Genomic DNA, 24,850 nt, shown 5'->3' with positions numbered 1-24,850 from the left:
AGCGGCGAGGGCGGTAGCCCGGGGGTCAGCGGTCGCCCTTGGCGCCGCACGACTCCCGCACCACCAGCTCGCACGGTATGCGCACGTCGCGCGGCGGAAGGTCGCGCTGCGCAATGCGCGACAGCATTACACCCAGCGCCACTTCGCCTAGTTGCCGCGTGGGCTGGCGCAGCGTGGTGAGGGGAATCGGCAGCAGCGAGGCGTACTCCACGTCGTCGATGCCAACCAGCCGCACATCGCGCGGCACGGCGTGCCCCAATCGGCGCAGCGCGTGCATCAGTCGCCCCGCGGTCCGGTCGTTGGCGCAGACGATCCCGTCCGGCCGCTGTCGCATCAGGTCGCCCACGGCCGACTCGTCGTCGGGGTCGAGTCGACGTACCAGCTCTCGATCCACCAGGGCGTGGCGACTGTACAGCGCCTCGCGGTAGCCGGCTTCGCGCGCGTCTACGGTCGCCGCGGCGTTGGGGATGGCCACGAAGGCGAGGCGGCGGCAGCCCAGCTTGAGCAGGTGGTCGGCGACGACAAATCCCGCGGTTCGGTTGTCGATGCCGACCACGTCGTGCCGCCCCGGGTTGGGGAAGGGGGTGAGCGGACGGTCCAGGAGGACGATGGGGATCCGCGCGTCGTCGAACGCCTTCGCGATGCGCAGGTTGACGGCGTCCTTGTCGGTCACATGCTCGAGCGGGGCAAAGAAGAGCCCCGAGATCCCGCGCTCCAGATAGTGCTGCGCCAGCTCCCACGCCCGCTCCGACTTGGAGAGAGGGCGCGCGTCGTCGTCACCGGCGCCGCTCCCCCACACGAGCGCGTGCTGCCGCGCCAGGCGCGAGTCCATCATCCCCTGGCACATCGGCTCGAAGATGTCAGTGACGCCCAGGTCGGGAATCAGGAGGCCGAAGGAGAGCGAGCTGTTGGTGCTGGGGCCTCGCACATAGGTCCCCGAGCCGGCGCGGCGCTCGATGACCCCTTCGGCCTGCAGGTCGCGCAGCGCCCTCCCGATGGTGATGCGCGAGTGACCGAATCGCTGGACGAGCTCGGCCTCCGACGGCAGGCGATCGCCGATCCGCCAGCGACCAGACTGGATCTCGCGCCTCAGAATCGAAAAGACCTGTTCGTGCTTATGTCCGGCCATGGTCACACGTGCATCACGTGAAGGCGGATGTGACATGTCATTTCGGGGCGCCGAGTGGACGTGGGGACAAAGAGAACCACGCCTGGCCCCGTGACGCGGTCGGCGGAGATCGGGGGACCTCACGATACCCTCGGCGACTTGTCATGGCAATGCGCCAAAGCTGCTACATCAATAGCGTGCTCAGCAGTTGATCAGGTCACGCCGAAATGATGCGGCTGATGCAGGGAGAGGTTCTTCATGAGGACGGCAGCGCCGCTCAGTCGCGGACGCTGGCCTTGCCGCGCACCGCCATCATCGACGCCTGCATCGCCGCGACCAGGCGCGGCTCCTCGCCGTCCATCGCGTAGGCATCGCCGCGACAGACCACAACGGTCTTGCCCGCCTTGAGCACCTCACCCCTGACCAGGAAGCGGTCGCCGGCTGCAGGGGCGAGCAGATTGACCTTGAACTCGATGCTCATCACGCCGCTATCGCCGTCCATCACGGTGAGCGCCGAGTAGCCGCACGCCGAGTCGAGGAGCGAGGTGAGGACTCCCGCGTGCAGAAAGCCGTGCTGCTGGAGCAGGTCGTCTCGCCGGGCGATCGCGATCTCGACCACGCCCCGCTCCACGCGCGAGAGCTCGGCGCCGAGGAGCGTCATGAACGACTGGCGGGCAAAAGAGGCGCGGATGCGTTCCGCTGCGTCGGCGTTGGCGCCGGCGGCGCCCTGGCCAGCCGAAGTCACACGCTCGCCCCGAGCACGTCGCCGACGGCGATGCCGCGCCCTTGCGCCCAGTCCAGGGCCGCCAGTCGGCGCTTTCCGGCGGGGTGCACATAGCCAATGCGCACGCCGCCACCGCTGCCGCAGGCCACGAGCATCCCGCTCTCGTCGATGGCGAGGAGGGCGCCCGGGTCGCCGTGGGCGTCGGGGGCGACGCGCACGCCGAAGAGCTTCACGTCGAGTCCGCGCTGGAGGGTGAAGGCTCCGGGGCGGGGGTCATAGGCGCGCACGGCGCGCGCCACGTCACGCGCGTCGCGCGCCCAGTCCACCTGTGCCTGTTCGCGCTCGACCTTCGGTGCGTAGGTCGCCAGCGACTCGTCCTGCACGACCTCGTTGGTGGAGCCGAGCGACATGAGGGTGAGCGCCTCGACGATGGCCAGCGCGCCCAGCTCCGAGAGCCGCAGCTGCAACTCGCCGTAGGTCTCGTCGTCGAGGATGGGCGTCGGGGCCTGCCGGATGACGGGGCCGGCATCCATGCGCCGCACCATTCGCATGATCGAGACCCCCGACTCGGCGTCGCCGGCGAGGATGGCGGCCTGGATGGGGGCGGCGCCGCGCCAGCGCGGGAGGAGCGAGGCGTGGATGTTGAGCGTGCCTAACGGGGGAAGGTCGATCACCGACTGCGGCAGGATATGTCCGTAGGCGACGACCACCGAGAGGTCGGGGGCGAGCGAGCGCAGCGCGGCCTCGAACTCCTCCCCGCGCGGCTTCTCCGGTTGCAGGAGCGGGAGTCCTTCCTCCTCGGCGATGACCTTTACCGGGGAGGGGACGAGGATGGAGCGGGAGCGTCCCTGCGGCTTGTCGGGCTGCGTCACGACCCCGACCACGTCGTAGCCCTCGCCCAGCAGGGCGCGCAGCGGCGGACAGGCAAAGTCCGGGGTGCCCCAGAACAGGACGCGCATCGCGGGCCTAGAGCCGTTCGTCGTCGTGCGCGTGATCCTCCCGCAACTGCTTCACCACTTCCGGCGTGAGGATGCGGAGTGAATCGGGATACTTCGACTTCTGCAGCTCCCACTTGGCCAGCGCGGCGCGGCGCTTGAGGAACGACAGGTAGTCGATGAAGAGCTTGCCGTGCAGGTGGTCGATCTCGTGCTGCAGGCAGCGCGCGAGGAGGCCGTCAGCCGCAATCTCGAAGTGCTTTCCCTCGCGGTCCATCGCGTGCACCACGACCGTCGACGAGCGCTCCACGTCGCCATAGATCTCGGGAATCGAGAGGCACCCTTCCTCCGCCTTGTCGTTCCCGCCTTCCTCGACGATCTCGGGGTTGATGAGGACGAACCGCTCCCCCTCGATCTCGATCACCGCCAACCGCTCGCTGCGCCCCACCTGCGGCGCGGCGAGCCCGATGCCCTGCGCGGCGTGCATGGTCTCGAACATGTCGTCGATGAGCAGCTGCAGCTCATCGGTGATCTCGGCCACCGGAGTCGTCTCGACGCGCAGGATCGAGGCGCCGAGGACCTGGATCGGGAGCAGGCTCACGCGCTGGGCGAAGCGGACGGTTCGCCGGTGAGGACACGCGCCACCTTGCCGCGCTCGACCACCACGCGCGACTCCCCGCTCTTGATCGTGAGGTGATCGTCCATCGACTTCACGGCGGCGCCATCCTTCGACGATTCCTTGATGTGCATCACTTCGCCCACCAGGCCACCGGTGGTGACGATGGTGTCGCCACGCTTGAGGGCGCGCAGGCGAGCCTCGTGTTCCTTCCGCTGCTTCTGCTGCGGGCGGATCATCAGGAAGTAGAAGATCCCGAAGATCGCCGCGATCTGGAACATGAACGGAAGCAACTGCGTCATGCCGCCGCTTGCCTGGAGCAGGAACGGCACTGGGAGGAAGAGCGCGGTCATTCTGGAAGGGAGGCGCGAGCCGTCAGGCGTTGGAGCCAGTCGCCGGCCCACGACTCGAAACGGTGCTCGAGTATCGCGCGGCGTGCCTGGCGCATGAGGGTGAGCAGGAAATGTACATTGTGCAGCGAAAGGAGGCGCAGTCCCAGGATCTCGTCGCTCACGTACAGGTGGCGCAGGTAGGCGCGCGAGAAGCGGCGGCAGGTGGCGCAATCGCAGGACGGATCGAGCGCTCGCGCGTCGGCCCGCAGGTCGTTGCGCTTGACGTTGAGGCGCCCCTCGCTGGTGAAGGCGGTCCCGTTGCGCCCCATGCGCGTGGGGGCCACGCAGTCGAACAGGTCGACGCCGCGCCGCACTCCCTCGATGAGATCCTCGGGGAAGCCCACGCCCATCAGGTAGCGTGGGCGGTCGGCCGGGAGTTCGGGTTCGAGCACGTCGAGCATGGCGTACATGTCGGGCTTGGCTTCGCCCACGGAGAGTCCACCGATGCCAAAGCCCACCCAGTCGCCGGCCGAGCGGATGGCGCGCGCCGCCTCGCGCCGCAGCTCGGCGTGGATCCCGCCCTGCACGATGGGGAAGAGCGCCTGCGGGTGTCCGTGGCTGTCGCCATGCTCGGCGCGCAGGTGCTCGAACTCCGTGCGGCATCGCTCCAGCCAGCGCAGCGATCGCTCGCTGGCGTCGCGCGCGGCGGCCGCGTCCGACTGTCCGGGAATGACGTGGTCGAACTGCATGATCACGTCGGCGCCCAGGTTGCGCTCGATCTGCATCACGCGCTCGGGGGAGAAGAAGCGCCTGGAGCCGTCGATGTGCGATCGGAACTCGGCGCCCTCCTCGGTGATGGTGCGCAGCGTCTCGAGCGAGAAGACCTGGAAGCCGCCCGAGTCGGTGAGGATGGGGCCACTCCACTGCATGAAGCGATGGAGGCCGCCCATGTCGCGCACCAGTTCGTCGCCGGGGCGGAGGTGCAGGTGATAGGCGTTGGCGAGGATCATCTGCGCGCCGGCGGTGTGCAGGTCCTCGGGGTCGAGCGCCTTGACCGTGGCCAGCGTCCCCACCGGCATGAAGCTCGGCGTCTCGATCACGCCGTGCGGGGTGGAGAAGTGCGCGGCGCGGGCCTGGCCGTCGGTGGCCAGGCGCTCGAAGACGAAGCCGGGAGCGATCACGAGGGGGCGGCCGCTAGTGATTGGATGCCGCCGCCGCCGCGGCGGTCGCGGCGGTCACGGTGACGTGCGCCTGGTCGCCGTCGCAGCGGTAGGCGATGTCGACCGGTTCGCGACGCGCCCGGGGGGCGGCTGGAAAGCGCAGCTGGGCCGCCACGGTGCCGAAGACGCCGTCGAGCAGCTCGTCGGGGGTGGCGCGCACGACCTGGGCGCGGGTGGCCCGCCCCGCGGTGTCGACGTCGACGACAAAGCGTGCGCTGCCGGTGTCCGGGTGCTGCGCCTTGCGCAACGCGGCGCATTGCAGCCGCACGTACTCCGCCAGCACCGGCTGCGACGAGGCGGCGGTGTAGGTCGGGTTGGCGGGGGAGGGGAGCCACTCGCGCGTGGTGGTGGTCACGCAGGCGCCGGCGAGCACGACGAGCACCGCGAGCGCGACCAGCGCCTGTGCGCGAACGCGCCGGGCCGGGCGGGACCCTGTGCCATGCGGCCGCGGCCAACCCTCAGAGGATGAGCATTGCATCGCCGTAGGAGTAGAAGCGGTATCCGTCGCGCACCGCGACGCGGTACGCCTCCATGACCAGGTCGTAGCCGGCAAAGGCGGCCACGAGCATGAGGAGCGTGGAGCGCGGCAGGTGAAAGTTGGTGACGAGGTGGTCGACCGCGCGAATGCGATACGGGGGATAGATGAAGATCGTCGTTTCGCCCTGGCCCGGATGGAAGCGTCCCCGGGCGTCGAGGTTGGATTCCAGCGTGCGCACCGTCGTCGTCCCCACGCCGCACAGCGCGGCACCGGCGTCGCGCGCGGCGTTGAGTTGCGCCGCCGAGCGCGCGCTCACGGCGTACCACTCCTCGTGCATCACGTGTGCGGCGACGTCGTCGTGCTCGACCGGCTTGAACGTCCCCGCGCCGACATGCAGCACCACATCCGCCAGCTGCACACCGCGCGTCACCAGCGTGTCGAGGAGCGATGGGGTGAAGTGCAGCCCTGCCGTCGGCGCGGCGACCGACCCGGCTTCGCGGGCATACACCGTCTGGTAGCGCTCCGCGTCGGCGGTGGCATCACCGCGGTGGATGTACGGCGGGAGCGGGATGTGTCCGTGTGCCTCGATGGCGTCGGCATCGTCCATCGACGACTGCAGTGTCACTACGCGGGTGCGGCGCTCGGTCACCTCGTCGATGCGCACGTCGACGCCCGGCGCCACGTGCACCACGCGCCCGGGCCTCAGCTTCCCGCCGGGGTGCACTAGTGCCTCCCACCGGTGGTTGCCTAACGACTTGAGCAGCATCACCTCTGCCGGGGCGCCGGAGTCGCGCCGGCCCAGCAGGCGGGCGCGGATCACCTTCGTCGTGTTGCGGACGAGCACGTCACCCGACGGGACATAGTCGGCCAGGTCGGCGAAGGTGCGGTGCGCAATCGTCCCGCTGGCGCGATCGACCACCATCAGCCGCGACGCATCGCGCCGGTCGCTGGGCGACTGGGCGATGGACGACTCCGGGAGGTCGAAGTCGAAGGCGGAGGTGAGGTAGGTCGGCGTGAGCATCGGCATGCGCGGTGATGCAAAATCGCCGGGTGCGGCGGCTCGTCCAAGCCCGTGCACCCGGCGATCGTGTTCCCTGCGCCGATTCGCGTCAGCCCTGCAGCAGCTTGAGCAGCGAGTCGACCGTCGCCTTGGCGTCGCCGTACAGCATGCGCGTCCTGGGCTTGAAGAAGAGCGGATTCTCCACGCCGGCGTAACCCGCCCCCTTGCCACGCTTGAAGACGATGCAGCTCTCGGCGTCCCACGCGCGCAGCACCGGCATCCCGGCAATCGGCGAGTTGGGATCGTCCAGTGCGCTCGGATTCACGATGTCGTTGGCGCCGATCACGAGCACGACGTCGGTTTCCGGGAAGTCCTGGTTGATCTCGTCCATCTCGAGGACGATGTCGTACGGAACGTTGGCCTCGGCGAGGAGGACGTTCATGTGTCCCGGGAGGCGCCCGGCCACCGGGTGGATCGCGAAGCGCACCGTCGTCCCCTGCTTGCGCAGGACCTCGACGATCTGGCGGAGCGGGTGCTGCGCGTGGGCCACCGCCATCCCGTAGCCCGGGACGATGATGACCGAGCGCGCCTGCTTGAGCTGGTCGGCGACGTCCTCGGCGGAGGTGGCGATCATCTCGCCCTCGACCTTGGCGCCGCCGGCGGGGGCGGCCCCCTCGTCGGCCCCGAAGCCGCCGAGGATGACGGAGATGAACGAGCGGTTCATCGCCTTGCACATGATGTAACTCAGGATTGCACCTGACGACCCGACCAGCGCCCCGGTGATGATGAGCAGGTCGTTGTTGAGCATGAAGCCCGCCGCCGACGCCGCCCACCCGGAGTAGGAGTTGAGCATCGAGACGACGACAGGCATGTCGGCGCCGCCGATCGCCATCACGAGGTGGATCCCGATGATGCCGGAAATCGCCGTCATGATCAGGAGCGACTGCATGGCCTGCGGCCCGTCCTGCACGAACAGGACGCCGAGCCAGAGCGACGCCACGAGCATCGCCACGTTGATCAGGTGGCGCCCGGGGAGGAGGAGGGGCTTGCTGCGGATGACTCCCTGCAGCTTCCCCCACGCGATGACCGACCCGGTAAAGGTGAGCGCCCCGATGAAGACGCCGAGAAATGTCTCCACGCCGTGCACCGTCTTTTCCGCGCCCTCGAGCTGCGCCAGCGGGGCGAGGTAGCCGGAGACGCCGACCAGCACCGCCGCCGCCCCAACGAAGGAGTGCAGGATGGCGACGAGCTGCGGCATCGACGTCATCTGCACGCGGGCCGCGAGGACCGCGCCGACGCCGCCGGCCACGAGGATGGCGCCGATGAGGAGCGGCGACGTGATGATTTGCGCCTGGATCGCGACCGCGAGGACGGCGATCGCCATCCCGATGGCACCGTACAGGTTGCCGCGCCGCGCCGTCTCGGGGTGCGAGAGCCCCTTGAGGCTCAGGATGAAGAGGACGGCGGCGCCGATGTAGGCAGAATTGAGAAGGGAGTCGCTCACCGGTGGAACATCCTCAGCATGCGCTGCGTGACGAGGAAACCGCCGGCGATGTTGATCGTGGCGAGGACGACGGCGGCAAGCCCGACGAGGGAAGCCGCGGAGCTCCCCCGCACCTGCAGCATGCCGCCGATGACGATGATGCCGCTGATCGCGTTGGTCACGCTCATGAGCGGGGTATGCAGCGCCGGCGTCACGCTCCAGATCACCTGGTAGCCGATGAAGCAGGCGAGGACGAAGACCGTGAAGTGCGTGATGAACGTCGCCGGGGCGGCGAGCCCGATCCCAAGCAGCGCGAGACCGGCGACGAGGAGGACCCACTTCCCTGAACTCGAGGGGCCGCCGGTGGGTGCGCCGTGCGCTTGCCCGTAGATCGGCGCCTTGGGAGCAGCGGGCTTCGGTACCGGAGGGGCGGCGGCGGGGGCTGGCGGCGGCCACTTCATCGCGCCCGCGTTCAGCACCGTCATCGGGCGAACGATGTCGTTGTCCTCTGACAGCGCGAACTTCTCCGCACCGCCCATCTCCTCGAGCAGGTGCGTGATGTTCGTGGCGTACAGCGTCGACGCCTGCTGCGCCATGCGCGACGGGAGGTCGGTGTAGCCGATCACGGTCACGCCGTTCACGTCGACCGCCTGGTCGCGTTGCGTCAGTTCACAATTTCCGCCTTGCTCGGCGGCGAGATCGACCACGACGGAGCCGCGCTTCATCGCCTTGACCATTTCGGCGGTGATCAGCGTCGGGGCCTTCTTGCCCGGGATGAGCGCCGTGGTGACGATGATGTCGACTTCCCTGGCCTGCGCCAGGAAGAGCGCCATCTCCGCCTCGATGAAGGCGGGGCTCATCTCCTTCGCGTAGCCCCCCTGACCGCTCCCGTCTTCCTCGAGGGTGATCTCGAGGAACTCGGCGCCCATCGACACCACCTGTTCCTTGGCGGCGGGGCGCGTGTCGAAGGCGCGGACGATGGCGCCGAGTGCGCGCGCCGCACCAATCGCCGCGAGTCCAGCGACGCCGGCGCCGATGATGAGCACCTTGGCGGGGTGAATCTTCCCCGCGGCGGTCGACTGGCCGCGCAGCGGACGCTGCATGACGTTGACCGCTTCGATGATGGCGCGATAGCCGGACAGGTTCCCCATCGACGACAGCGCATCGACTTTCTGCGCGCGCGTCGTGCGCGGGACCTGGTCCATCGCAATCGCGCTCACGCCGCGCGCGGCGAGCTTCTGCACCGTCTCGCCATTGAAGGCGGGATACAGGTAGCTGATGACGGTCTGCGATGCGTTGAGCCGCGCGATCTCGTCGTCGGCGGGGGGCCGGATCTTGGCAATGACTTCACTCGCCCAGACCTGATCCGGGGGGGCGATGGTGGCACCGGCAGCGAGATACGCGGCGTCGTCGAAGCCGGCGGCGAGGCCGGCGTTCGTCTCGACTCGCACCGCGAAGCCAAGCTTGGCCAGCTTCTTCACCGAGTCAGGGATAGCGGCCACCCGGCGCTCGCCGGGGAATCGCTCCCTTGGGATTCCAACGTTCATGGATGTCGTGGTCGCTCGAATGAGGCGGGAAACTGGTAACCGATTTCCTGCGAGCAGCACACAAAGCTCGCCTGACGGCGGTGCGCCGGACAAGAGAGGGACGTGAAGTGGCGGATGAAAAGCGTGCTCGGCGCCTCGCGGCAGGCGCGCCCTGGGGAGGCATGACCTCGTGCGCGGAGCGCGTCAGAACAGCTCGGGCTGCGCCTCGCTGGTGGTCGGCGGCGTGAAGCCGAAGTGCCGGTATGCGAGCGATGTGGCGACGCGTCCGCGCGGGGTGCGTTGCAGGAAGCCATTCTGGACGAGGAAGGGTTCGTAGACCTCCTCGATCGTTCCGGCGTCCTCGGCCACCGCGGCTGCAATGGAGCCGACGCCGACCGGTCCGCCCTCGAACTTCTCGATGATGGCGCGGAGGATGCGCGCGTCCATGTCGTCGAGGCCGAACTGGTCCACGTCCAGCAGCTGCAACGCGACGTCGGCCACGTCGCGCGTGATGGCGCCATCGGCGCGCACCTGTGCGTAGTCGCGCACGCGGCGCAGGAGGCGGTTGGCAATGCGTGGCGTCCCGCGCGAGCGGCGCGCGATCTCGTGGGCGCCCGCGGCATCGACCTCGACGCGCAGCACCTCCGCGGTGCGGCGCACGATGTGTTCGAGATCCTCGGCCGGGTAGTAGTTGAGCCGTTGCACGATGCCGAAGCGCGCACGCATGGGCGGCGTGAGCATCCCCTGGCGCGTGGTGGCGCCAATGAGCGTGAAGCGCTCGATGGGCATGGTGATCGTCTGCGCCTTGGGCCCTTCCGAGAGGCGGATATCGATGCGGTAGTCCTCCATGGCGGGATAGAGGAACTCCTCGATCACCGGGCGCAGGCGATGGATCTCGTCGATGAAGAGGATGTCACCTTCGCGCAGGTTGGTGAGCGTCCCCACCAGGTCGCCCGGCTTCTCCAGTGCCGGGCCCGATGTTGTGCGGATGTTGACGCCGAGTTCGCGAGCGATGAGTTCGGCCAGCGTCGTCTTGCCAAGGCCGGGCGGGCCGAAGAAGAGCGTGTGATCGAGCGGCTCACGCCGGGTGAGTGCGGCATCGATGGAGATGCGCAGGCTCTCCTTGACCTTCGTCTGCCCGATGAACTCGCCGAGCCGTTGCGGTCGGAGTGAGAGCTCGACCGGTCCTTCCTCGGGGAGTTCGTCGGGCGTCGTGATTTCGCGAGGCACGGGAGGGCGGAAGGGGACGGGGGACGGGAGACGGGGGACGGGGCGGCGTGCGGGGCAGACTCTTGCCGCGTGGGCGTGGCGCGGGTGTGAGCGCGGGCGCGGGTTTTGGCGCGCGGGCGACCGCGGGGAATATGGGCCGAATGAACGCCGAAAACAAAGATCGGGGGAGTGGGGGCGTGCTTGGAGGCGGGAGTTGTCGTGATGGGGTTCGTGTGGCGGTGGCGCGGGGGCGGGGGGGGGTGAGCGGGATTGGCTTGGGTGACGGGGCCGTCCGCGACTTCAACGGCAACGGCAACAGCAACTGCCTTTAACACGGAGGAGGCACGGAGGCACGGAGGACCACGGAGTACAACAGTGAAAAGGTCTCCCCCGTGTGCCTCCGTTCCTCCGTGAGTCCTTCGTGTTAAGAGCTCTTGAACTACGCGAACCGCAACGACTCCGTGTTAAGAGCTCTTGAACTACGCGAACCGCAACGACTGCACGGATCGGCCACCGCTATGCTCCCGACCCGCAGTCGGGCAAGCCTCACATCCCCAACCTACGCTGGGGCAGGCTGCTTGTCCTCGCGGCTGCTCGACCTGTGCAGTTCCAGAAAGCGGCGGTCGAGACTCAGCGGGAGACCATGTCGCTCATCGCCCCCTGCCTCACTCCCGCTCCGCGAGCGCTTCGCGGCGGCCGTGCCGCCGCTGGCGGTCGTCGGCGTTTCGGGGCGACGTCGTAGATGCGTCGTCGCGTTGGTTCGATCGCGGACACCGCGCTGATCGTCGGCGCCGTGGGGGCGCACGTGGCGCTGCTCGCGGTGTTGCAGCTGGTGCCCGGCACCACGCGCGACATGCGGCACGTGGTGCAGCTGTGCGCGAGCGTGGTCAGCTACGCCCTGCTGGCCCTCGCGGCGTGGCGCGTGTCGACCGATGCACGTGTCGACGAAGAGTCGCGCGATGCCTGGCGCCTGCTGTCGCTCGCGGTCGTCACGCAGTGGGTGTTCTACGCGGCGTATTTCGTCGTCGAATCCGGGTGGGGCGCCCCGCCGCCGCTGTCGTGGCTCGACGCCATCTATCTCCTCTCGTATCCGTTGCTGCTGGCGGGAATCCTCCGGCTGCCGCAACCGTCGCGCGCGGGCTTCCGCGTGGCCACGCACTGGATCGACGCGGCGCTCGTCATCGTGGCGGGTGGCGTCGCGATCGTCCACTTCGCCCTCCCCGACGGTGCGGTGCTCGAGCGCATGCCCGGGCGTGCGCTGGCCACCCTCCTGGTGTATCCCGCCGGCGACGTCGTGCTCCTGCTCGGCGCGACGACGCTCTGGATGCGCGAACCGGCCATGCGCCGGCATGGAACGGCGCTGCTGCTCACGCTGGCGCTGGTCGCGATGATGGGCGCAGACGTGACCTACTCGTCTCGCATGGCGCACGGCAGATACCACGTGGGGAGCTGGCTCGACGTCGCCTGGACGATCCCGGTGGCGCTGATGGCGATGGCCGCGCACTGGCAGCGCGTCATGGCGCGCCGCGTGTATGCGCATGGAGAGCCGTCGGCGATTCGGACGCGCCCGGCGGGACTCCCCTACGTGGCAACGGCGTTCGTGTACCTGCTCGCCATCGGCTACCGTGCCTTTACCGGAACGACGGCACCGCGAGTCCTGGCGGTCGGCGCGGTCGTCGTGACGGTGCTGGTCCTCCTGCGCCAGTGGCTTGCGCTCAACGAGAACGCCCGCCTGGTGGGCGCCGCCGCCGCGCGCGAGAGCGAGGCGCGCTTCCGAGCCCTCGTGCAGCACGCCTCGGAGATGCTCCTCATCGTCGACGGTGACTTCACGGTCACCTACGCGAGCCCTGCAGCCGTGAAGGCGCTGGCGATGCGCACGGAAGACGTGGTCGGCGCGCGCCTGCTGTCGCTGGTTGAGAAAGATGATGTCCCGGCCGCGGTGCGCCTGCTGGGGAGAGCGGTGGCGGCGGGGCGCGAGTCGGTGCGCGGCGAGTGGCGCCTGCGCGCCTCGGATGAACGCGTGGTCCTGGCCGAGCACGTGGCCACCTGTCTCCTCGACGAGCCGGCTGTGCGCGGCATCGTGCTCAACTCGCGCGACGTCACCGAACGTTCGGAGCTGGAACAGAAGCTCACGCACCAGGCGCTGCACGATCCACTCACGCAGCTGGCCAACCGCACGCTCTTTCAGGATCGACTCGACCACGCCTGCCGCCGCGCGGCGCGCGCGCCGGGGTCGGTGGCGCTCCTCTTTCTCGACCTCGACGACTTCAAGCGCATCAACGATTCGCTGGGGCATGCAGCTGGCGACGCCCTCCTGGTGGAGACGGGCGCGCGTGTGGCGTCACAGCTTCGCGACGGCGACACGCTGGCGCGCCTGGGCGGCGACGAGTTCGCCATCCTCCTCGAGGGAGTGGAGGATGTGGAGATGCCGACCTCGGTCGCGGCCCGCGTCCTCTCGGCGTTGCGCGACCCGATCACGATTGCCGGGAAGGAGATCCATGTGTGCGTGAGCATCGGGATCGCGACCACACGCGATGCCGTCACGCCAGTGGAGCTGATGCGAAACGCCGACCTGGCGATGTACCTCGCCAAGTCGCGCGGGAAGGACGGCTGCGCGGCCTACGAGCCGCACATGTACGAGGCGATGGCGATGCGCCTCGACGTCGAGGCGGACCTGCGCCGCGCCATCGATGCTGGCGAGTTGCGGCTGGTCTTCCAGCCGGTGATCAGGCTGCGCGACCGTCAGGTGGTGGGCGCCGAGGCGCTCGTGCGCTGGACGCACCCCGTGCGTGGCGAGATCTCCCCGTCGACGTTCATCCCGATCGCCGAGGAAGCGGGGCTCATCGTCCCCATCGAGCGGTGGGTGCTGCACGAGGCATGTCGCCACGCACGACGTTGGCACGATGAGGAAGGCGTACCGATCGTCGTCGGCGTCAACATCTCGGCGCGGCATATCCACGACCCGTCGCTCCTCGGCGACGTGCGCGACGCCCTGGCGGCGAGCGACCTGTCGCCGGATCAGCTGGCGCTCGAGATCACCGAGAGCGTCCTGCTGCGCGACAGCGCCGATGTGGCGCGTGTGCTCGGCGATCTCAAGCGCCTGGGCGTGCGGCTCGCGCTGGACGACTTTGGCACGGGCTACTCGTCGCTGAGCTATCTGCAGCGCTTTCCCATCGACATGCTCAAGATCGACAAGGCGTTCGTGGCGCCGATGGCGGCGGCGTCGTTCGATGCGCGTCTCGTGCGGGCCATCATCGCGTTAGGCGAGAGTCTCGGCATGCTGATCGTGGCCGAGGGGATCGAGACCGAGGTGCAGCGCCGCGCGCTGTGCGAGCTGGGGTGCGCGGTGGGGCAGGGGTTCCTCTTCTCGCGCCCGCTGGAGTCCGGTGCCCTCGTGGCGCTGGTGCGCCGCCTGGGCGTGGCCGCGCCGGAGCTGCACCTGCCGGTCGCGGCGCGGGCGCTCGAAGCCGCGGATCGTTAGGCGCGCGCGGGAATCGTGGCCAGGCGCTCCGCCGCCGCCTGCAACGTCTCGGCACGCTTGCAGAAGGCGAAGCGCACGTAGTGGCGTGGGGCGCCCCCCGCCACGTGGAACGATGAACCGGGAACCGTCGCCACGCCCACCTCGCGCGCCAGCCAGCGCGCGAAGTCGACGTCGCCCAGGGCACTCATCGACTCGTAGCTGGCCAGGATGTAGTACGCTCCCTCGGGCGCGGTGAAGGTGAAGCCGGCGTTGCGCAGCGCGTCACACAGGATCTCGCGCCGGGCGCGGTAGTCGAGCGCGAGGTGGTTGTAGTAGTCGGCGTCGAGCGCCATCCCGACCGCCGCCGCCTGCTGCAACGGGGCGGGCGCCCCCACCGTGAGGAAGTCGTGCACCTTGCGGATCGCCACCGACTCGCGCTCCGGCGCGATGGCGTAGCCCAGGCGCCATCCCGTGCAGCTGAACGTCTTCGAGAGCCCGGAGATCGTGATGGTCCGCTCGGCCATGCCTGGCCACGTGGCGAGGACGTGGTGCGAGCCAGCGTAGCGGATGTGCTCGTAGATCTCGTCGGTGATGGCCCAGACGTCGTTCCCGATGCACAGCTCGGCGATGAGGTCGAGCTCCTCGCGCGTGAAGACGCGTCCCGTGGGGTTGTGCGGCGTGTTGACGATGATGGCCTTGGTGCGCTCGGTGAAGGCGTCGCGCAGGCGCTGTGGGTCGAAGTTCCACCCGGGCGGCTCGAGCGGGACGAAGACCGGGCGCGCGCCGGCCAGGATGGCGTCGGGGCCGTAGTTCTCGTAGAACGGGTCGAAGACGATCACCTCGTCACCCGGGTCGAGCAGGGCGAGGAAGACCGCCGCCATCGCCTCGGTGGCGCCGCATGTCACCGTCACGTGCTTGTCGGGATCGACCGTGTAGTCGTACATGCGGTGGTACTTCTCGGCGATCGCCAGCCGCAACGCCGGTGCCCCCCAGGTGATCGCGTACTGGTTGATGTCACCATGGATCGCGGCGCAGGCGGCGTCCTTCATGACCTCGGGCATCGGGAAGTCGGGGAAGCCCTGGGCGAGGTTGATCGCGCCATACTGCTGGGCGACGCGCGTCATCTCGCGGATGACCGATTCGGTGAAGGTCGCGGTGCGTGCGGCGGGCATGGGGAGATGTGGGCGGGAGACGGGAGTCGGGAATCGGACGATGCGCCGCGCCTAACGCGCGAAGCTATCGCCGTCCCACCAGCGGAAGGGCGGCACGGACAAGTTCTGCGGTGGTCGGGGGTGCGCCAGTGGGGCTCAGCGAGTCGCGCGACGCGCGCACCGCCTTCTCGGCGTCGGGAGCAGCGTAGCCCAGGGAGACGAGGGCGCGGATCGCGTCCGCATCCGAGGCACCGGCCGCTCGCGCCCCGTCGACGGGACCGGCGGCGACCTCATCGAGCTTGTCGGCCAAGTCCAGGATCAGTTGCTCCGCCTTCTTGCGCCCGACGCGCGGAACCTGCTGCAGGGTGGCGATGTCCTTCTCGCGGATTGCGCGGACCAGACGCTCGGCCGAGAGGGTGGAGAGCATCCCGAGCGCGAGCGACGGGCCGACCCCCTTGGCCTGAAGGAGCTTGCGGAAGACCGCGCGCTCGAAGGGCGTGGCGAAACCGTACAGCAGCCACTCGTCCTCTCGCACGACGAGTGACGTGTGGAGGCGCACCTGCTCGCCGGCACGCGGGAGCGACTCGTAGGTGCCGAGTGGGATCGCGAGTTCATAGCCCACGCCGCCCGAGGTGAGGACTTCGGCGCGATCGAGGTCCTTGGCGACGAGTGTTCCGGTGAGGAGTGAGATCATGGGGTCGCTCGGGCGGTTCGGCGCGCGGAGGCTCGCCGGATGCTACCCAGTCGGTGGCGGCGGCGGAATGATGCGGGGGGCGGCGGTTGGGGGGGGGCGGAATCTGGGGAGGGGGATTGGGACGGAGATTGGGGTCAGCGGAAATCGGGGGGGAATCGGGGTCAGAGTCACCGAGAATTTGGTTCGGTGACTCTGACCCCAATGCTGGAAATGTGGAAAACTCGGTTCGATGGCGCCGGCTGGAGTAACTGCCTCGAGTGCTAAGTCTCTTCAGCACACGATCTTGGGTCGGCGAAAGTTGGGGTCAGAGTCAGCGAGAATGTGGTTCGGGGACTCTGCCCCCAACTCGCTGACACCAATTCGGCGCTTCAGCGGAACGGCCTACCACTCAGCGTCGCCACCCGCGCCGTCATCAGGCAGGTGATCGCCGCCGCCACTCCGTCGGCGGCGTCGGCCGGCGTCGGCGCCGCTTTCAGGCGCAGCAACCGCGCGACCATGAACTGCACCTGCTCCTTGGTCGCCGCCCCGGTCCCGACGATCGCCTTCTTGATCTCCGACGGCGGGTACTCGTAGATCGCCAGCCCCGCCCGTTCCCCAGCCAGCAGGATCACCCCGCGCGCCTGCGACAGCGTCACGGTCGTGCGGACGTTACGGGCGTAGAAAACGCTCTCGATCGCCAGCGCGTCGGGGCGGTGGCGGTCGATGAGTTCACGGATGCCGTCGAAGATCTCGGCGAGGCGGGAGGGGAGCGGGTCGCGCGAGCGCGTGCGGATCACGCCGCACTCGACCAGCGTGCTCACCCCGCGCTCGCCCGGGCGCACGACGCCGTAGCCGGTGACGGCGGTCCCGGGGTCGACGCCGAGTACGATCACGGGAGCGGTCGGCGCACGAATGGGCGTTCGAAGTCGTCGCCGTGCACTACGGCGTCACGCCTTCTCGAGCTCCGCATCGTCCATCTCGAAGTTCGCGTCGACCTTCTGCACGTCGTCGAGGTCCTCGAGCGCCTCGATGAGCCTGAGCAGCGTCTGCGCGGCCTCGCCTTCCACGCGCACGGTGCTCTTGGGGATCCACGACAGCTCGGCTTCGGTCGCCTTGAGACCGACCGCTTCCAGCTCCGAGCGCACGGCGTGCAGGTCGGCCGGTGCGGTGGAGATGACGAAGACGTCGTCCTCCTTCACGAAGTCCTCGGCACCTGCCTCGAGCGCCTTCTCCAGCGCTGCGTCCTCGCTCATCGCGCTCGCCGGGACGACGATCTGTCCCTTCCGGTCGAACATGAACGAGACCGAGTTGGTGGTTCCCATGTTGCCGCCGCCGCGCGAGAGCTTGGCGCGGACCTCGGCCACGGTGCGCGTGGCGTTGTCGGTGAGCGCCTGGATCATCAGCGCCACGCCGCCGGGGCCATACGCCTCGTACAGCACATCCACGTAGTCGACGCCTTCCAGCTCGCCGGTTCCCTTCTTCACGGCGCGCTCGATGTTCTCCTTCGGCATCGACGCGGCCTTGGCCGTTTCGATCGCCGTACGCAGGCGCGGGTTTCCGCTGGGGTCACCGCCGCCGAACTTCGCGGCGACGGTGATCTCCCGGATCAGCTTCGTGAATTTCGCGCCGCGCTTGGCGTCGGCCGCGGCCTTGTAGTGCTTGATCTGCTTCCACTTGCTATGACCGGCCATGGTTCGCGTCCCGTGGGTCCTGGCGAGGGGTGGGGGCGAAATATAGGCGCGCGCTGCGGGATGGGAGATGGGTCCGATCTCGCGGGAAGGGTCGAGCGACGTTCAGCGATCGGGCTCCACCATGTCCTCGAAGCGAAGCCATTGCTTGTAGAAGTACAGGTCGGCGTAGCCGGTCCCGCCGCCTCGATGCTTGAGGACGTGCAACTCGGTGGCGCCGTCGACGTCGCGCGACGTCTCGTACAGCTCCTCGCGGTAGACGGCGAGGACGGTGTCGGCGAGCTGGCGCAGCGAGCCTAACGCGCCCAGGTCCTGCAGCTGCGGTCGCGCGTCGCCGCGGTCGCGAACCGACGTGGCGAGGTGCGACACGAGGATCACCGCGCAGTCGCGCCGCACGGCGAGCCCCTTGAGGTCGCGCACCGCCTGCGCGAGTTCCTCGTCCATGGGGAGCGCGCCGCGGGCGAGTGATTGCACCGGGTCGACGACGAGGAGGTCGAGGCCGAGGTGCTCGATGAGGAGGTCGGACAGCCCGGCCACTCCGGTGGGAGGGAGATGGGCGAAGAGCGGTGCGCGCTCGCGCATCGCGAGTGCGGCGCTGGCGACGGCGGCATACGACAGTTCGTCGAGCCGGCCGTGGCGCAGGTCGTCCACGCGCGCCCTCCCTTGTACGGCGAGCGCGCGCTCCAGCAGCCGCTCGGCGCTGAACTCCCCCGAGAAGAAGGCGACGCTGCGCCCCGCCTCGGCCGCACGGAGTGCGATCGCCATGGCCAACGACGTCTTGCCGCAGCCCACGTCGCCGGCCAGGACAACGAGATCGCCGCGCCGGAGGCCTCCGCCTAACAAGGCGTCGACCGAGGGGAAGCCGGTCGACAGCGTGTCGGCCGTGCCGCCAGCCGCATGGATCCCCTCCAGGTAGCTGGCCGCGTCCAGCACGCGCGCCGGCTCACCGCGCGCCGGCTCACCGCGCGCCGGCGGTTGCTGGGGTTCGCCATCGGGAGGCGGACCTTGGTCGTCGGTGGGGTCGTCGGGGGGGATCAAGTCGGAGGCGGACATCGGCGATGCGTGAGCGCGAGAGTGACGGGTGGAGCGGCAGTCGGACCAACCTAGGCGCGGGCAGCGCGCGTCCCAGACGCATCGCTCGCTCGTCGGCCGGCGTGCCGACGCGTCGGCTCGCATGCCGCTAACCGCGCTACGGCGCGCGCAGTTGGACGAGCAACTGACGGAGCTCCGAGCGCGACGGGGGGTCGAGGATCGGGGCGACGACCGACATGAGCTTGTCGAGCGCGGCGGCGACGCTTTCACGGGACTCCCCAGCCGTGGCCTCGGCAACCTGTTGGGCGGCGGTGCGGGCCGCTGGCGTCAGGGTGAGCGTTCCCATCCAGTGTCGTGCGCCCTGGCCGCGTGCCTTGCGCAACTCACCGGGCAGCGCGGCGCGCGCGGTGCAACCGTCGGCGAGTCGCGCCCCGAGGAGGAGCGCCATCGCCTGTTCGCGTTCACCCCCGAGCGGAAGTCGACCGGCGAGCGCTTGCAGGGCGCGGTACCGGAACACGACCGGCGAGAGGGCGTATGGGGGATTGGAGAGCACGCGGGGAATCTACGGCTCCAGCGTCCCTCGGCAAACGTACGCGCCATCCCCTACATTACCACGCCATGCCGTCGTTCCCGAAGCTCGGCCAGCCACCGAAGCAGGTCCTGTGGGTCGATGATGAGGCCGAACTGCTCGAGCCGCATCGCCTGTTCCTCGCCGACAAGGGGTACGACGTCACCGTGGCGACCAACGCCGACGACGCGGTGGAACTCATCCGGCGGCGCCCCTTCGACGTCCTGCTTCTCGACGAGCAGATGCCGGGAAAGCGCGGCATGGAGGCCTTTCGCGAGGTGCGCGAGCTGTCCCCCACGCTCCCGGTCGTCATGGTCACCAAGAGCGAGGACGACGCCACGCTCCGCGAGGCGTTAGGCGCCAACGTCCGCGACTACCTCGTCAAACCGGTGTCGCCGCGACAGGTGCTCACCGCGGTCACGAAGATCCTGGAAGGGTCGAGGATCAGGAAGCAGGCCGTGGCGCGCGCCTTCGTGGACCGTTTTCGCGCCATCGAGCACGAACGTCACGGGGCGCTCGACTGGCGCGGATGGATCGAGCGCTTCGACGAGTTGATGCGCTGGGACGTGGACCTGGCCGATGCCGGGGAGATGGGGCTCTACGAGTCGTTGCGCGGCCTGTATCCCGACTTGCAGCGCGAGTTCGCCGGCTTCATGCAGCGCGCCTATCCACGCTGGCTGCGTGAACTCGAGGGCGATCGGCCCCCGCTGTCGATCGACATCGTCCCCGAGTTCGTCCTCCCCGTGCTGCAGCGCCAGAAGCGCGTGATGCTGGTGGTGGTGGACTGCATGCGTGTCGACCAGTGGCGCATCCTGGAGCCCACGCTCACCTCGCTGTTCGACGTGGAGACGACGCACTATTTCGCCGTCCTCCCCACGGCGACGCCGTATTCGCGCAACGCGCTCTTCAGCGGGCTCTTTCCCGGCGAGATCGCGGCGCGTTTTCCCGACTGGTGGGGCGAACGCGACGACGAGACGCTCAACGCGCACGAACGCGACCTGCTGGAGGCGCAGGTGCGGGAGCTGCGCATCGGCGCGCCCGTGCGCTACCAGAAGATCTCGACGCCGTACGACTCCGAGGAGTTGGAGCGGCACCTGGCCAACGCCATCGCGCCCGAGGGGATCAGCGCCTTCGTCTTCAACTTCGTCGACCTGCTCACGCACGGACGTTCGGAGTCGGCGATCCTGTTCGAGGTGGCGAAGGATGAGATCGCGCTCCGGCAGCTCACGCTGCAGTGGTTCCAGCGCTCGTCGCTCCTGTCGCTGCTCAAGGAGGCGGCGCGCAAGAAGGTCCACGTCGTGCTCACGAGCGATCACGGCTCGATTCACTGCACGACACCGGCGACGGTCTTCGCCAAGCGCGACGCGACGCAGAACCTGCGCTACAAGTTCGGCGAGGACCTGCGCGCCGAGCGGCCGGAGCAGGCGCTCCTCTTTCCCAACGAGGATGCGTTGCGGCTGCCGAGGCGCGGGCTGGGGGCCAACACCCTGATGGCGGTCGGGAACACCTTCTTCGTGTATCCCACCAAGCTGCGCGAGTACCAGAGCCGGTATCGCGGGTCGTTCCTCCATGGCGGCGTGACGCCGGAGGAAGTGATCGTCCCGCTGGCCCTGCTGACGCCCAGGGCGTGACGAGACATCCGGACGGGAGACGGGGGACGGGAGACGGGGGATGTATCGGCGCCTCCTAGTCTTCCTGCGGCCGCATGCCTGGCGCATGACGGCGACCGTCGCCTGCAACATCGGGGCGGCGTTGCTCGACGTCTTCTCGTTCACGCTGCTGATCCCGTTCCTCGATGCCCTGTTCGGGACGCAGACGGTGGGACGCGTGTCCGCCATCCAGCAACGGATCGTTGGGGCCTTCCTGCGTTCCGGCGACGCGATGGGATCGCTGCGCAACATCATCATCGTCATCCTCATCGCCGTCACCCTCAAGAACGTCCTGGTCTGGCTCAGCGGACAGTTCGGCGCGGCGCTGCAGGAGTACGTGACGCGCGACCTGCGCAACACGCTGTACGCGCACCTGCAACGCCTCCCGCTCGCCTACTTCACGCGCACCAGGGCGGGGCAGATCCTCGCCCGCGTCCTGCAGGACACGCAGCAGACCAAGCAGGTCATCACCGAGGCGGTCACGCGTTCCATCCAGAGCGCGGCGATGGTGATCACGTCGATCGTCGCGATGTTCATCATGTCGTGGCGCCTGTCGCTGCTGGCGCTCGTCGTTGCCCCGCTCCTCATCGGGCTGCTGCAGCCGATCCTGCGCAAGCTGCGCAAGGGGCACAAGCGACTCGGCAACCAGTACGGCGAGATGACGAGCGTGGTGCAGGAAGCCGTCAGCGGCATGCGCCTCGTGAAGTCGTACCGCGGCGAAGCGTACGAGGAGGGGCGCTTTCGCGAGGCAAGTGACCGCTACTCGCGCGGGATGGTGAAGGTGACGCGCCTGGCCTTCCTCGCCCAGCCCATCACGGAGACGGTGGCCACGGTCATCGCCATGCTCATCCTCCTCGTCGGTGCCCGACAGGTGCAAGTCGAGGGGACGCTCACGGGGTCGGAGCTGATCGCCTTCCTCGCCATCGTGATGCGCATGTTGCAGCCGCTCAAGCAGCTGTCGCAGGTGCCGACGGTGGCGCAGCAATCGCTGGCCGCCGCGGAGCGACTGTTCGAGGTCTTCGACCAGCCCACCGAGGTGGCGCGCGACCGCGGGACGCGCGACGTGGCCGACGCCGTCGGGACGGTGACCTTCGAGGGCGTGGGCTTTGCCTACGACGACGAGCCGGTGCTGCGCGACGTCTCGTTCACGGCGCGGCGCGGCGAGGTGATCGCGCTCGTGGGGCCGAGCGGGGCGGGGAAGAGCACGCTCGTCGACCTCATCCCGCGTTTCTACGACCCCACGCAGGGGCGCATTCTCCTCGACGGTATCGATACGCGGGAGATTCGCCTCGCGTCGCTGCGCGCGCTGACGGGAATCGTGTCGCAGGACACGGTGCTGTTCAACGATACCGTGCGGGCCAACATCGCCTATGGCGCGCCGGGAAAGTACACGCCGGCGCAGGTGGAGGCGGCGGCGCGCGCGGCCAACGCGCACGACTTCATCGTCGCCCTCCCCGAAGGCTACGAGACGGTGCTGGGTGAGCGCGGCACGCGCCTCTCCGGCGGCCAGCGCCAGCGCCTCGCCATTGCGCGCGCCCTCCTTGCCGACCCGCCCATCCTCATCCTCGATGAAGCCACCTCGGCGCTCGACACCGAGAGTGAGCGCCTGGTGCAGGAGGCGATCGACCGGTTGCTGTCGGGGCGCACGGTCTTCGTCATCGCGCATCGCCTGTCCACCATCCAGCACGCCTCGCAGATCCTCGTGCTGGAGCGGGGGCTCGTGGTGGAGCGGGGGACGCACGACTCCCTGCTGTCGTTAGGCGGGACGTATCGCCGGCTGCACGCGCTGCAGTTCGCCGAGCGTGTGGCGGCGGGGGCGACCTGAGATGCGGGCGCTCTTCCTGAGCGGAATGACGGCGTACGAAGGGTCGGCGCGGATCTTCGAGACGGTGGCGCGTGCGCTGGGGGTGCGCGGCTACGAGACCTGGTTCGCCGTCCCCGCGGAGAGCGAGGCGGCCCGCTGCGCGGCGGCGCGTGGCGCGCGCGTGGTCCTCATTCCCGAACGCCGGAACGCCCGCGCCGACGCCCGCGCACTGCGCGAACAACTGCCGCGCGACTTCGTCGACGTCGTCTTCACGGACGACGAGCGTGTGCAGCTGGCGGCCACCTTCGCGGTGCGCGGCGCCAAGCGCGGCGGGATCGTGCGGCGCGTCCCGGCCGGGGGGGCGCTGGTGCAGGGGTGGCGCGGACGGCGTGCCGAGCGACTCGTGCCGGCGCGCCACCTGTACACCAGCGAGTCGCCGCCCACCGGCTACGCCGCCCCCAGTGGCACGCTCTCGCCGATGCGGGCCGAACTGGGCGCCGAGGTAGCACCGCTTGCCGATGCTGCCTCCGAGTCCGCGACCGATGGCTCGGGTGACTCCAACTCTGGAGTGCGTGACATGGCCGAGCGCGACGCGCCCGCTGCCCAGGCGCCGCCCGTCACCCTGGCCTGCGTGGCGACGCGCGCCTCCCTCCGCCGCGCCACCAACGTGGTGCGCGCCGCCGCGCTGCTGGCGCAGCGGCACACCGCGCTGCGCCTGCGCGTCTTCGGGTCGGTCGCCCACGACGAGGAGATGAAGCTCCTCGCGGCCGCGTTAGGCATCGCGCGCCGGGTCGAGTGGGTGGGGTATCCGCTCGACTGGCGGGCGGCGATGCGCGACGTGGCCGCGGGATGGGTGGTGGCCGATGGCGACGACGCGGCGATGGGGGCGCTGGACCTGATGGCGCACGGAGTCGCCGTCCTCGCCGAGCGAACCTCGGTGGCGGCGCGCTACGTGAGTCACGGCATCCAGGGGACGTTGATGGCGACGCCGGATCCACCCCTCATGGCGGCCGAGACGGCGATCCTCCTCTCCGATCGCGCCCGGCGCATGGCGATGGGGGCGGCAGGACGCTCGCGCGTCGAGCGCGAGTTCCCCCTGCGCGACATGCTCTCGGCCTTTGAGCACGCCGCGCGCTCGGCGCGCGAGCGCGGAAGCGAGCGTTTAAGCGAGCGCCCTGGCGACCGCGGAAGCGAACGGCGCGGCGCGCGTGGCGGGAAGGAGGGGTGGCTGCGCGGGGGTGAGCGCGACGGCGGGCGCCCGTGACAGCGGCAGCGCCGGACGGGATCGTCGCACGCGGGGCGGTTCCGGTAAGCGTCGTGATCGCCGCGCGCAACGAGGCGGGAGAGATCGGCGATTGCGTGCGCAGCGTGGCATGGGCGCGCGAGATCATCGTCGTCGAGAACGACTCGACCGACGACACGGTGCGTGAGGCACAGGACGCGGGGGCAACCGTCTTCTCGCATCCGTTCACGACCATCGGGGCGCAACGCAACGCGGCGATCGCGCGCGCAACGGAGCGATGGATCCTGGTCGTCGATGCCGATGAGCGCGGAACGCCGGCGTTAGGTGTCGAGGTGGCGGGGCTCGTGGGCGCGCCGACGGTTGCAGCCACAGGCGCAACGACAGGCGCGCCGGCAGGCGCAACGCGCGAGGTGGGCGGAACGAACGCGGCGCCGGGCGATGGCCCGGCGTGCCGCGCGTACCGGGCGCGACGCCGCAACTTCTTCCTCGGGCGTGAGATCCTGCATGGCGGATGGGAACGTGACCGCCCGGTGCGCCTGTTCGATGCGTCGCTGCGCTACGACGAGCGACCGGTGCACGAGCACGTGATCGTGGAGGGGGCGGTGGGACTGCTGCGCGAGTCGCTGTTGCATACGCCGTACGCGTCGCTGGATGAGTACATGGCGAAGCTCGCTCGCTACTCGCGCGCGTGGGCGGAGCAGCATCACGCGCGTGGGCGGCGTGCGGGCGTGAGCGACCTGTTGCTGCGGCCGGTGGCGCGGTCGATGAGCATGCTGGTACTGCGCGGCGGGTGGCGCGACGGGATGCACGGCGTGGTGCTGGCGACGCTCGCGGGGGTGAGCGTGGCGGCGAAGTACGCGCAGTTGTGGGCGGTGGAGAGGGCGGTGGAGAGGGCGGTGGAGAAGGCGGTGGAGAGGCGTGGGGGGCCCCCCCCAAAGACACGTTAACCCC

22 protein-coding genes are annotated in these 24,850 nt (G+C 69.4%); 5 read left to right on the top strand and 17 right to left on the bottom strand.

The genetic code is table 11. From position 1 onward, the window contains the following. Nucleotides 1-25: 25 nt before the first annotated feature. The 11 genes from IT359_17935 to ruvB all read right to left on the bottom strand — a co-directional run bounded on the left by IT359_17935 (nucleotide 26) and on the right by ruvB (nucleotide 10,652). Nucleotides 26-1,129: a GntR family transcriptional regulator gene (locus IT359_17935; GenBank protein ID MCC6930876.1), complete on the bottom strand. Its 1,104-nt coding sequence runs from the start codon at nucleotides 1,127-1,129 to the stop codon at nucleotides 26-28. Nucleotides 1,130-1,385: 256 nt separating this feature from the next. Further along, complete coding sequence (locus tag IT359_17930) at nucleotides 1,386-1,853, bottom strand: PaaI family thioesterase (protein ID MCC6930875.1); 468 nt, start codon at nucleotides 1,851-1,853, stop codon at nucleotides 1,386-1,388. After that, nucleotides 1,850-2,791: a methionyl-tRNA formyltransferase gene (locus IT359_17925; GenBank protein ID MCC6930874.1), complete on the bottom strand. Its 942-nt coding sequence runs from the start codon at nucleotides 2,789-2,791 to the stop codon at nucleotides 1,850-1,852. Before IT359_17925 ends, IT359_17930 begins: the two co-directional genes overlap by 4 nt. A 7-nt stretch (nucleotides 2,792-2,798) precedes the next feature. Further along, on the bottom strand, nucleotides 2,799-3,368 hold the full coding sequence (gene def / locus IT359_17920; protein ID MCC6930873.1) for a peptide deformylase: 570 nt from the start codon (nucleotides 3,366-3,368) through the stop codon (nucleotides 2,799-2,801). Next, a complete protein-coding gene (yajC, locus tag IT359_17915; GenBank protein ID MCC6930872.1) occupies nucleotides 3,365-3,736 on the bottom strand; it encodes a preprotein translocase subunit YajC in 372 nt (123 codons plus the stop codon). The genes def and yajC overlap by 4 nt, the downstream gene beginning before the upstream one ends. Beyond that, on the bottom strand, nucleotides 3,733-4,866 hold the full coding sequence (gene tgt / locus IT359_17910) for a tRNA guanosine(34) transglycosylase Tgt (protein MCC6930871.1): 1,134 nt from the start codon (nucleotides 4,864-4,866) through the stop codon (nucleotides 3,733-3,735). The genes yajC and tgt overlap by 4 nt, the downstream gene beginning before the upstream one ends. Before the next feature lie 43 nt (nucleotides 4,867-4,909). After that, entirely contained in the window at nucleotides 4,910-5,317 is a 408-nt protein-coding gene (locus IT359_17905; protein MCC6930870.1) for a hypothetical protein, read from the bottom strand. A 76-nt stretch (nucleotides 5,318-5,393) separates the two neighbouring features. Continuing rightward, entirely contained in the window at nucleotides 5,394-6,440 is a 1,047-nt protein-coding gene (gene queA, locus IT359_17900; GenBank protein MCC6930869.1) for a tRNA preQ1(34) S-adenosylmethionine ribosyltransferase-isomerase QueA, read from the bottom strand. An 82-nt stretch (nucleotides 6,441-6,522) separates the two neighbouring features. Continuing rightward, nucleotides 6,523-7,917, bottom strand: a complete 1,395-nt coding sequence (gene pntB, locus IT359_17895) for a Re/Si-specific NAD(P)(+) transhydrogenase subunit beta (protein ID MCC6930868.1) — start codon at nucleotides 7,915-7,917, stop codon at nucleotides 6,523-6,525. Further along, nucleotides 7,914-9,443, bottom strand: coding sequence for a Re/Si-specific NAD(P)(+) transhydrogenase subunit alpha (locus IT359_17890; protein MCC6930867.1), 1,530 nt, complete (start codon nucleotides 9,441-9,443; stop codon nucleotides 7,914-7,916). Before IT359_17890 ends, pntB begins: the two co-directional genes overlap by 4 nt. A 183-nt stretch (nucleotides 9,444-9,626) precedes the next feature. Continuing rightward, complete coding sequence (gene ruvB / locus IT359_17885) at nucleotides 9,627-10,652, bottom strand: Holliday junction branch migration DNA helicase RuvB (GenBank protein MCC6930866.1); 1,026 nt, start codon at nucleotides 10,650-10,652, stop codon at nucleotides 9,627-9,629. Nucleotides 10,653-11,373: 721 nt separating this feature from the next. On the opposite strand from ruvB, the gene IT359_17880 reads away from it, so the two are divergent. After that, nucleotides 11,374-14,112 (top strand): EAL domain-containing protein, encoded by a 2,739-nt coding sequence (locus IT359_17880; protein ID MCC6930865.1) that lies wholly within the window; start codon nucleotides 11,374-11,376, stop codon nucleotides 14,110-14,112. Here IT359_17880 and IT359_17875 read toward each other — a convergent pair. From IT359_17875 to IT359_17850, 6 genes are all read right to left on the bottom strand, one after another. Continuing rightward, nucleotides 14,109-15,263, bottom strand: coding sequence for an aminotransferase class I/II-fold pyridoxal phosphate-dependent enzyme (locus IT359_17875; protein ID MCC6930864.1), 1,155 nt, complete (start codon nucleotides 15,261-15,263; stop codon nucleotides 14,109-14,111). The genes IT359_17880 and IT359_17875 overlap by 4 nt on opposite strands. A 64-nt stretch (nucleotides 15,264-15,327) precedes the next feature. Beyond that, nucleotides 15,328-15,936, bottom strand: a complete 609-nt coding sequence (gene ruvA / locus IT359_17870; protein ID MCC6930863.1) for a Holliday junction branch migration protein RuvA — start codon at nucleotides 15,934-15,936, stop codon at nucleotides 15,328-15,330. 368 nt (nucleotides 15,937-16,304) lie between these two features. Continuing rightward, nucleotides 16,305-16,829 carry a crossover junction endodeoxyribonuclease RuvC gene (ruvC, locus tag IT359_17865; protein ID MCC6930862.1) on the bottom strand — a complete coding sequence of 175 codons (525 nt, stop codon included), beginning with the start codon at nucleotides 16,827-16,829 and terminating at the stop codon, nucleotides 16,305-16,307. Between the two features lie 33 nt (nucleotides 16,830-16,862). Beyond that, a complete protein-coding gene (locus IT359_17860; protein MCC6930861.1) occupies nucleotides 16,863-17,606 on the bottom strand; it encodes a YebC/PmpR family DNA-binding transcriptional regulator in 744 nt (247 codons plus the stop codon). Nucleotides 17,607-17,708: 102 nt separating this feature from the next. Continuing rightward, nucleotides 17,709-18,656 (bottom strand): AAA family ATPase, encoded by a 948-nt coding sequence (locus IT359_17855; protein MCC6930860.1) that lies wholly within the window; start codon nucleotides 18,654-18,656, stop codon nucleotides 17,709-17,711. 136 nt (nucleotides 18,657-18,792) lie between these two features. Further along, entirely contained in the window at nucleotides 18,793-19,188 is a 396-nt protein-coding gene (locus IT359_17850; GenBank protein MCC6930859.1) for a hypothetical protein, read from the bottom strand. A gap of 65 nt (nucleotides 19,189-19,253) precedes the next feature. Here IT359_17850 and IT359_17845 point away from each other — a divergent pair, with 65 nt between their 5' ends. From IT359_17845 to IT359_17830, 4 genes are all read left to right on the top strand, one after another. Next, a complete protein-coding gene (locus IT359_17845) occupies nucleotides 19,254-20,834 on the top strand; it encodes a response regulator (protein MCC6930858.1) in 1,581 nt (526 codons plus the stop codon). An 85-nt stretch (nucleotides 20,835-20,919) separates the two neighbouring features. Beyond that, the gene (locus tag IT359_17840) at nucleotides 20,920-22,677 is read left to right on the top strand and encodes an ABC transporter ATP-binding protein (protein ID MCC6930857.1); all 1,758 of its coding nucleotides are present in this window, start codon (nucleotides 20,920-20,922) and stop codon (nucleotides 22,675-22,677) included. Between the two features lies 1 nt (nucleotide 22,678). Next, complete coding sequence (locus IT359_17835) at nucleotides 22,679-23,920, top strand: glycosyltransferase (protein ID MCC6930856.1); 1,242 nt, start codon at nucleotides 22,679-22,681, stop codon at nucleotides 23,918-23,920. Next, nucleotides 23,917-24,846 carry a glycosyltransferase family 2 protein gene (locus IT359_17830; protein MCC6930855.1) on the top strand — a complete coding sequence of 310 codons (930 nt, stop codon included), beginning with the start codon at nucleotides 23,917-23,919 and terminating at the stop codon, nucleotides 24,844-24,846. Before IT359_17835 ends, IT359_17830 begins: the two co-directional genes overlap by 4 nt. Nucleotides 24,847-24,850 lie beyond the last annotated feature (4 nt).

This window comes from Gemmatimonadaceae bacterium (assembly GCA_020852815.1).
In the GTDB taxonomy this organism is placed as follows: Bacteria; Gemmatimonadota; Gemmatimonadetes; order Gemmatimonadales; family Gemmatimonadaceae; genus SCN-70-22.
Note: the sequence above shows the minus strand (reverse complement) of the source record. Positions and strands in the feature narration are given on the sequence as shown.

Excerpts from the sequence above, each read along its gene's own strand:
- IT359_17935 (MCC6930876.1), bottom strand. The coding sequence starts at position 1,129 with ATGGCCGGACATAAGCACGAACAGGTCTTTTCGATTCTGAGGCGCGAG.
- IT359_17925 (MCC6930874.1), bottom strand. The coding sequence starts at position 2,791 with ATGCGCGTCCTGTTCTGGGGCACCCCGGACTTTGCCTGTCCGCCGCTG.
- yajC (MCC6930872.1), bottom strand. The coding sequence starts at position 3,736 with ATGACCGCGCTCTTCCTCCCAGTGCCGTTCCTGCTCCAGGCAAGCGGC.
- queA (MCC6930869.1), bottom strand. The coding sequence starts at position 6,440 with ATGCCGATGCTCACGCCGACCTACCTCACCTCCGCCTTCGACTTCGAC.
- IT359_17890 (MCC6930867.1), bottom strand. The coding sequence starts at position 9,443 with ATGAACGTTGGAATCCCAAGGGAGCGATTCCCCGGCGAGCGCCGGGTG.
- IT359_17880 (MCC6930865.1), top strand. The coding sequence starts at position 11,374 with ATGCGTCGTCGCGTTGGTTCGATCGCGGACACCGCGCTGATCGTCGGC.
- IT359_17875 (MCC6930864.1), bottom strand. The coding sequence starts at position 15,263 with ATGCCCGCCGCACGCACCGCGACCTTCACCGAATCGGTCATCCGCGAG.
- ruvA (MCC6930863.1), bottom strand. The coding sequence starts at position 15,936 with ATGATCTCACTCCTCACCGGAACACTCGTCGCCAAGGACCTCGATCGC.
- IT359_17860 (MCC6930861.1), bottom strand. The coding sequence starts at position 17,606 with ATGGCCGGTCATAGCAAGTGGAAGCAGATCAAGCACTACAAGGCCGCG.
- IT359_17855 (MCC6930860.1), bottom strand. The coding sequence starts at position 18,656 with ATGTCCGCCTCCGACTTGATCCCCCCCGACGACCCCACCGACGACCAA.
- IT359_17845 (MCC6930858.1), top strand. The coding sequence starts at position 19,254 with ATGCCGTCGTTCCCGAAGCTCGGCCAGCCACCGAAGCAGGTCCTGTGG.
- IT359_17840 (MCC6930857.1), top strand. The coding sequence starts at position 20,920 with ATGACGGCGACCGTCGCCTGCAACATCGGGGCGGCGTTGCTCGACGTC.
- IT359_17835 (MCC6930856.1), top strand. The coding sequence starts at position 22,679 with ATGCGGGCGCTCTTCCTGAGCGGAATGACGGCGTACGAAGGGTCGGCG.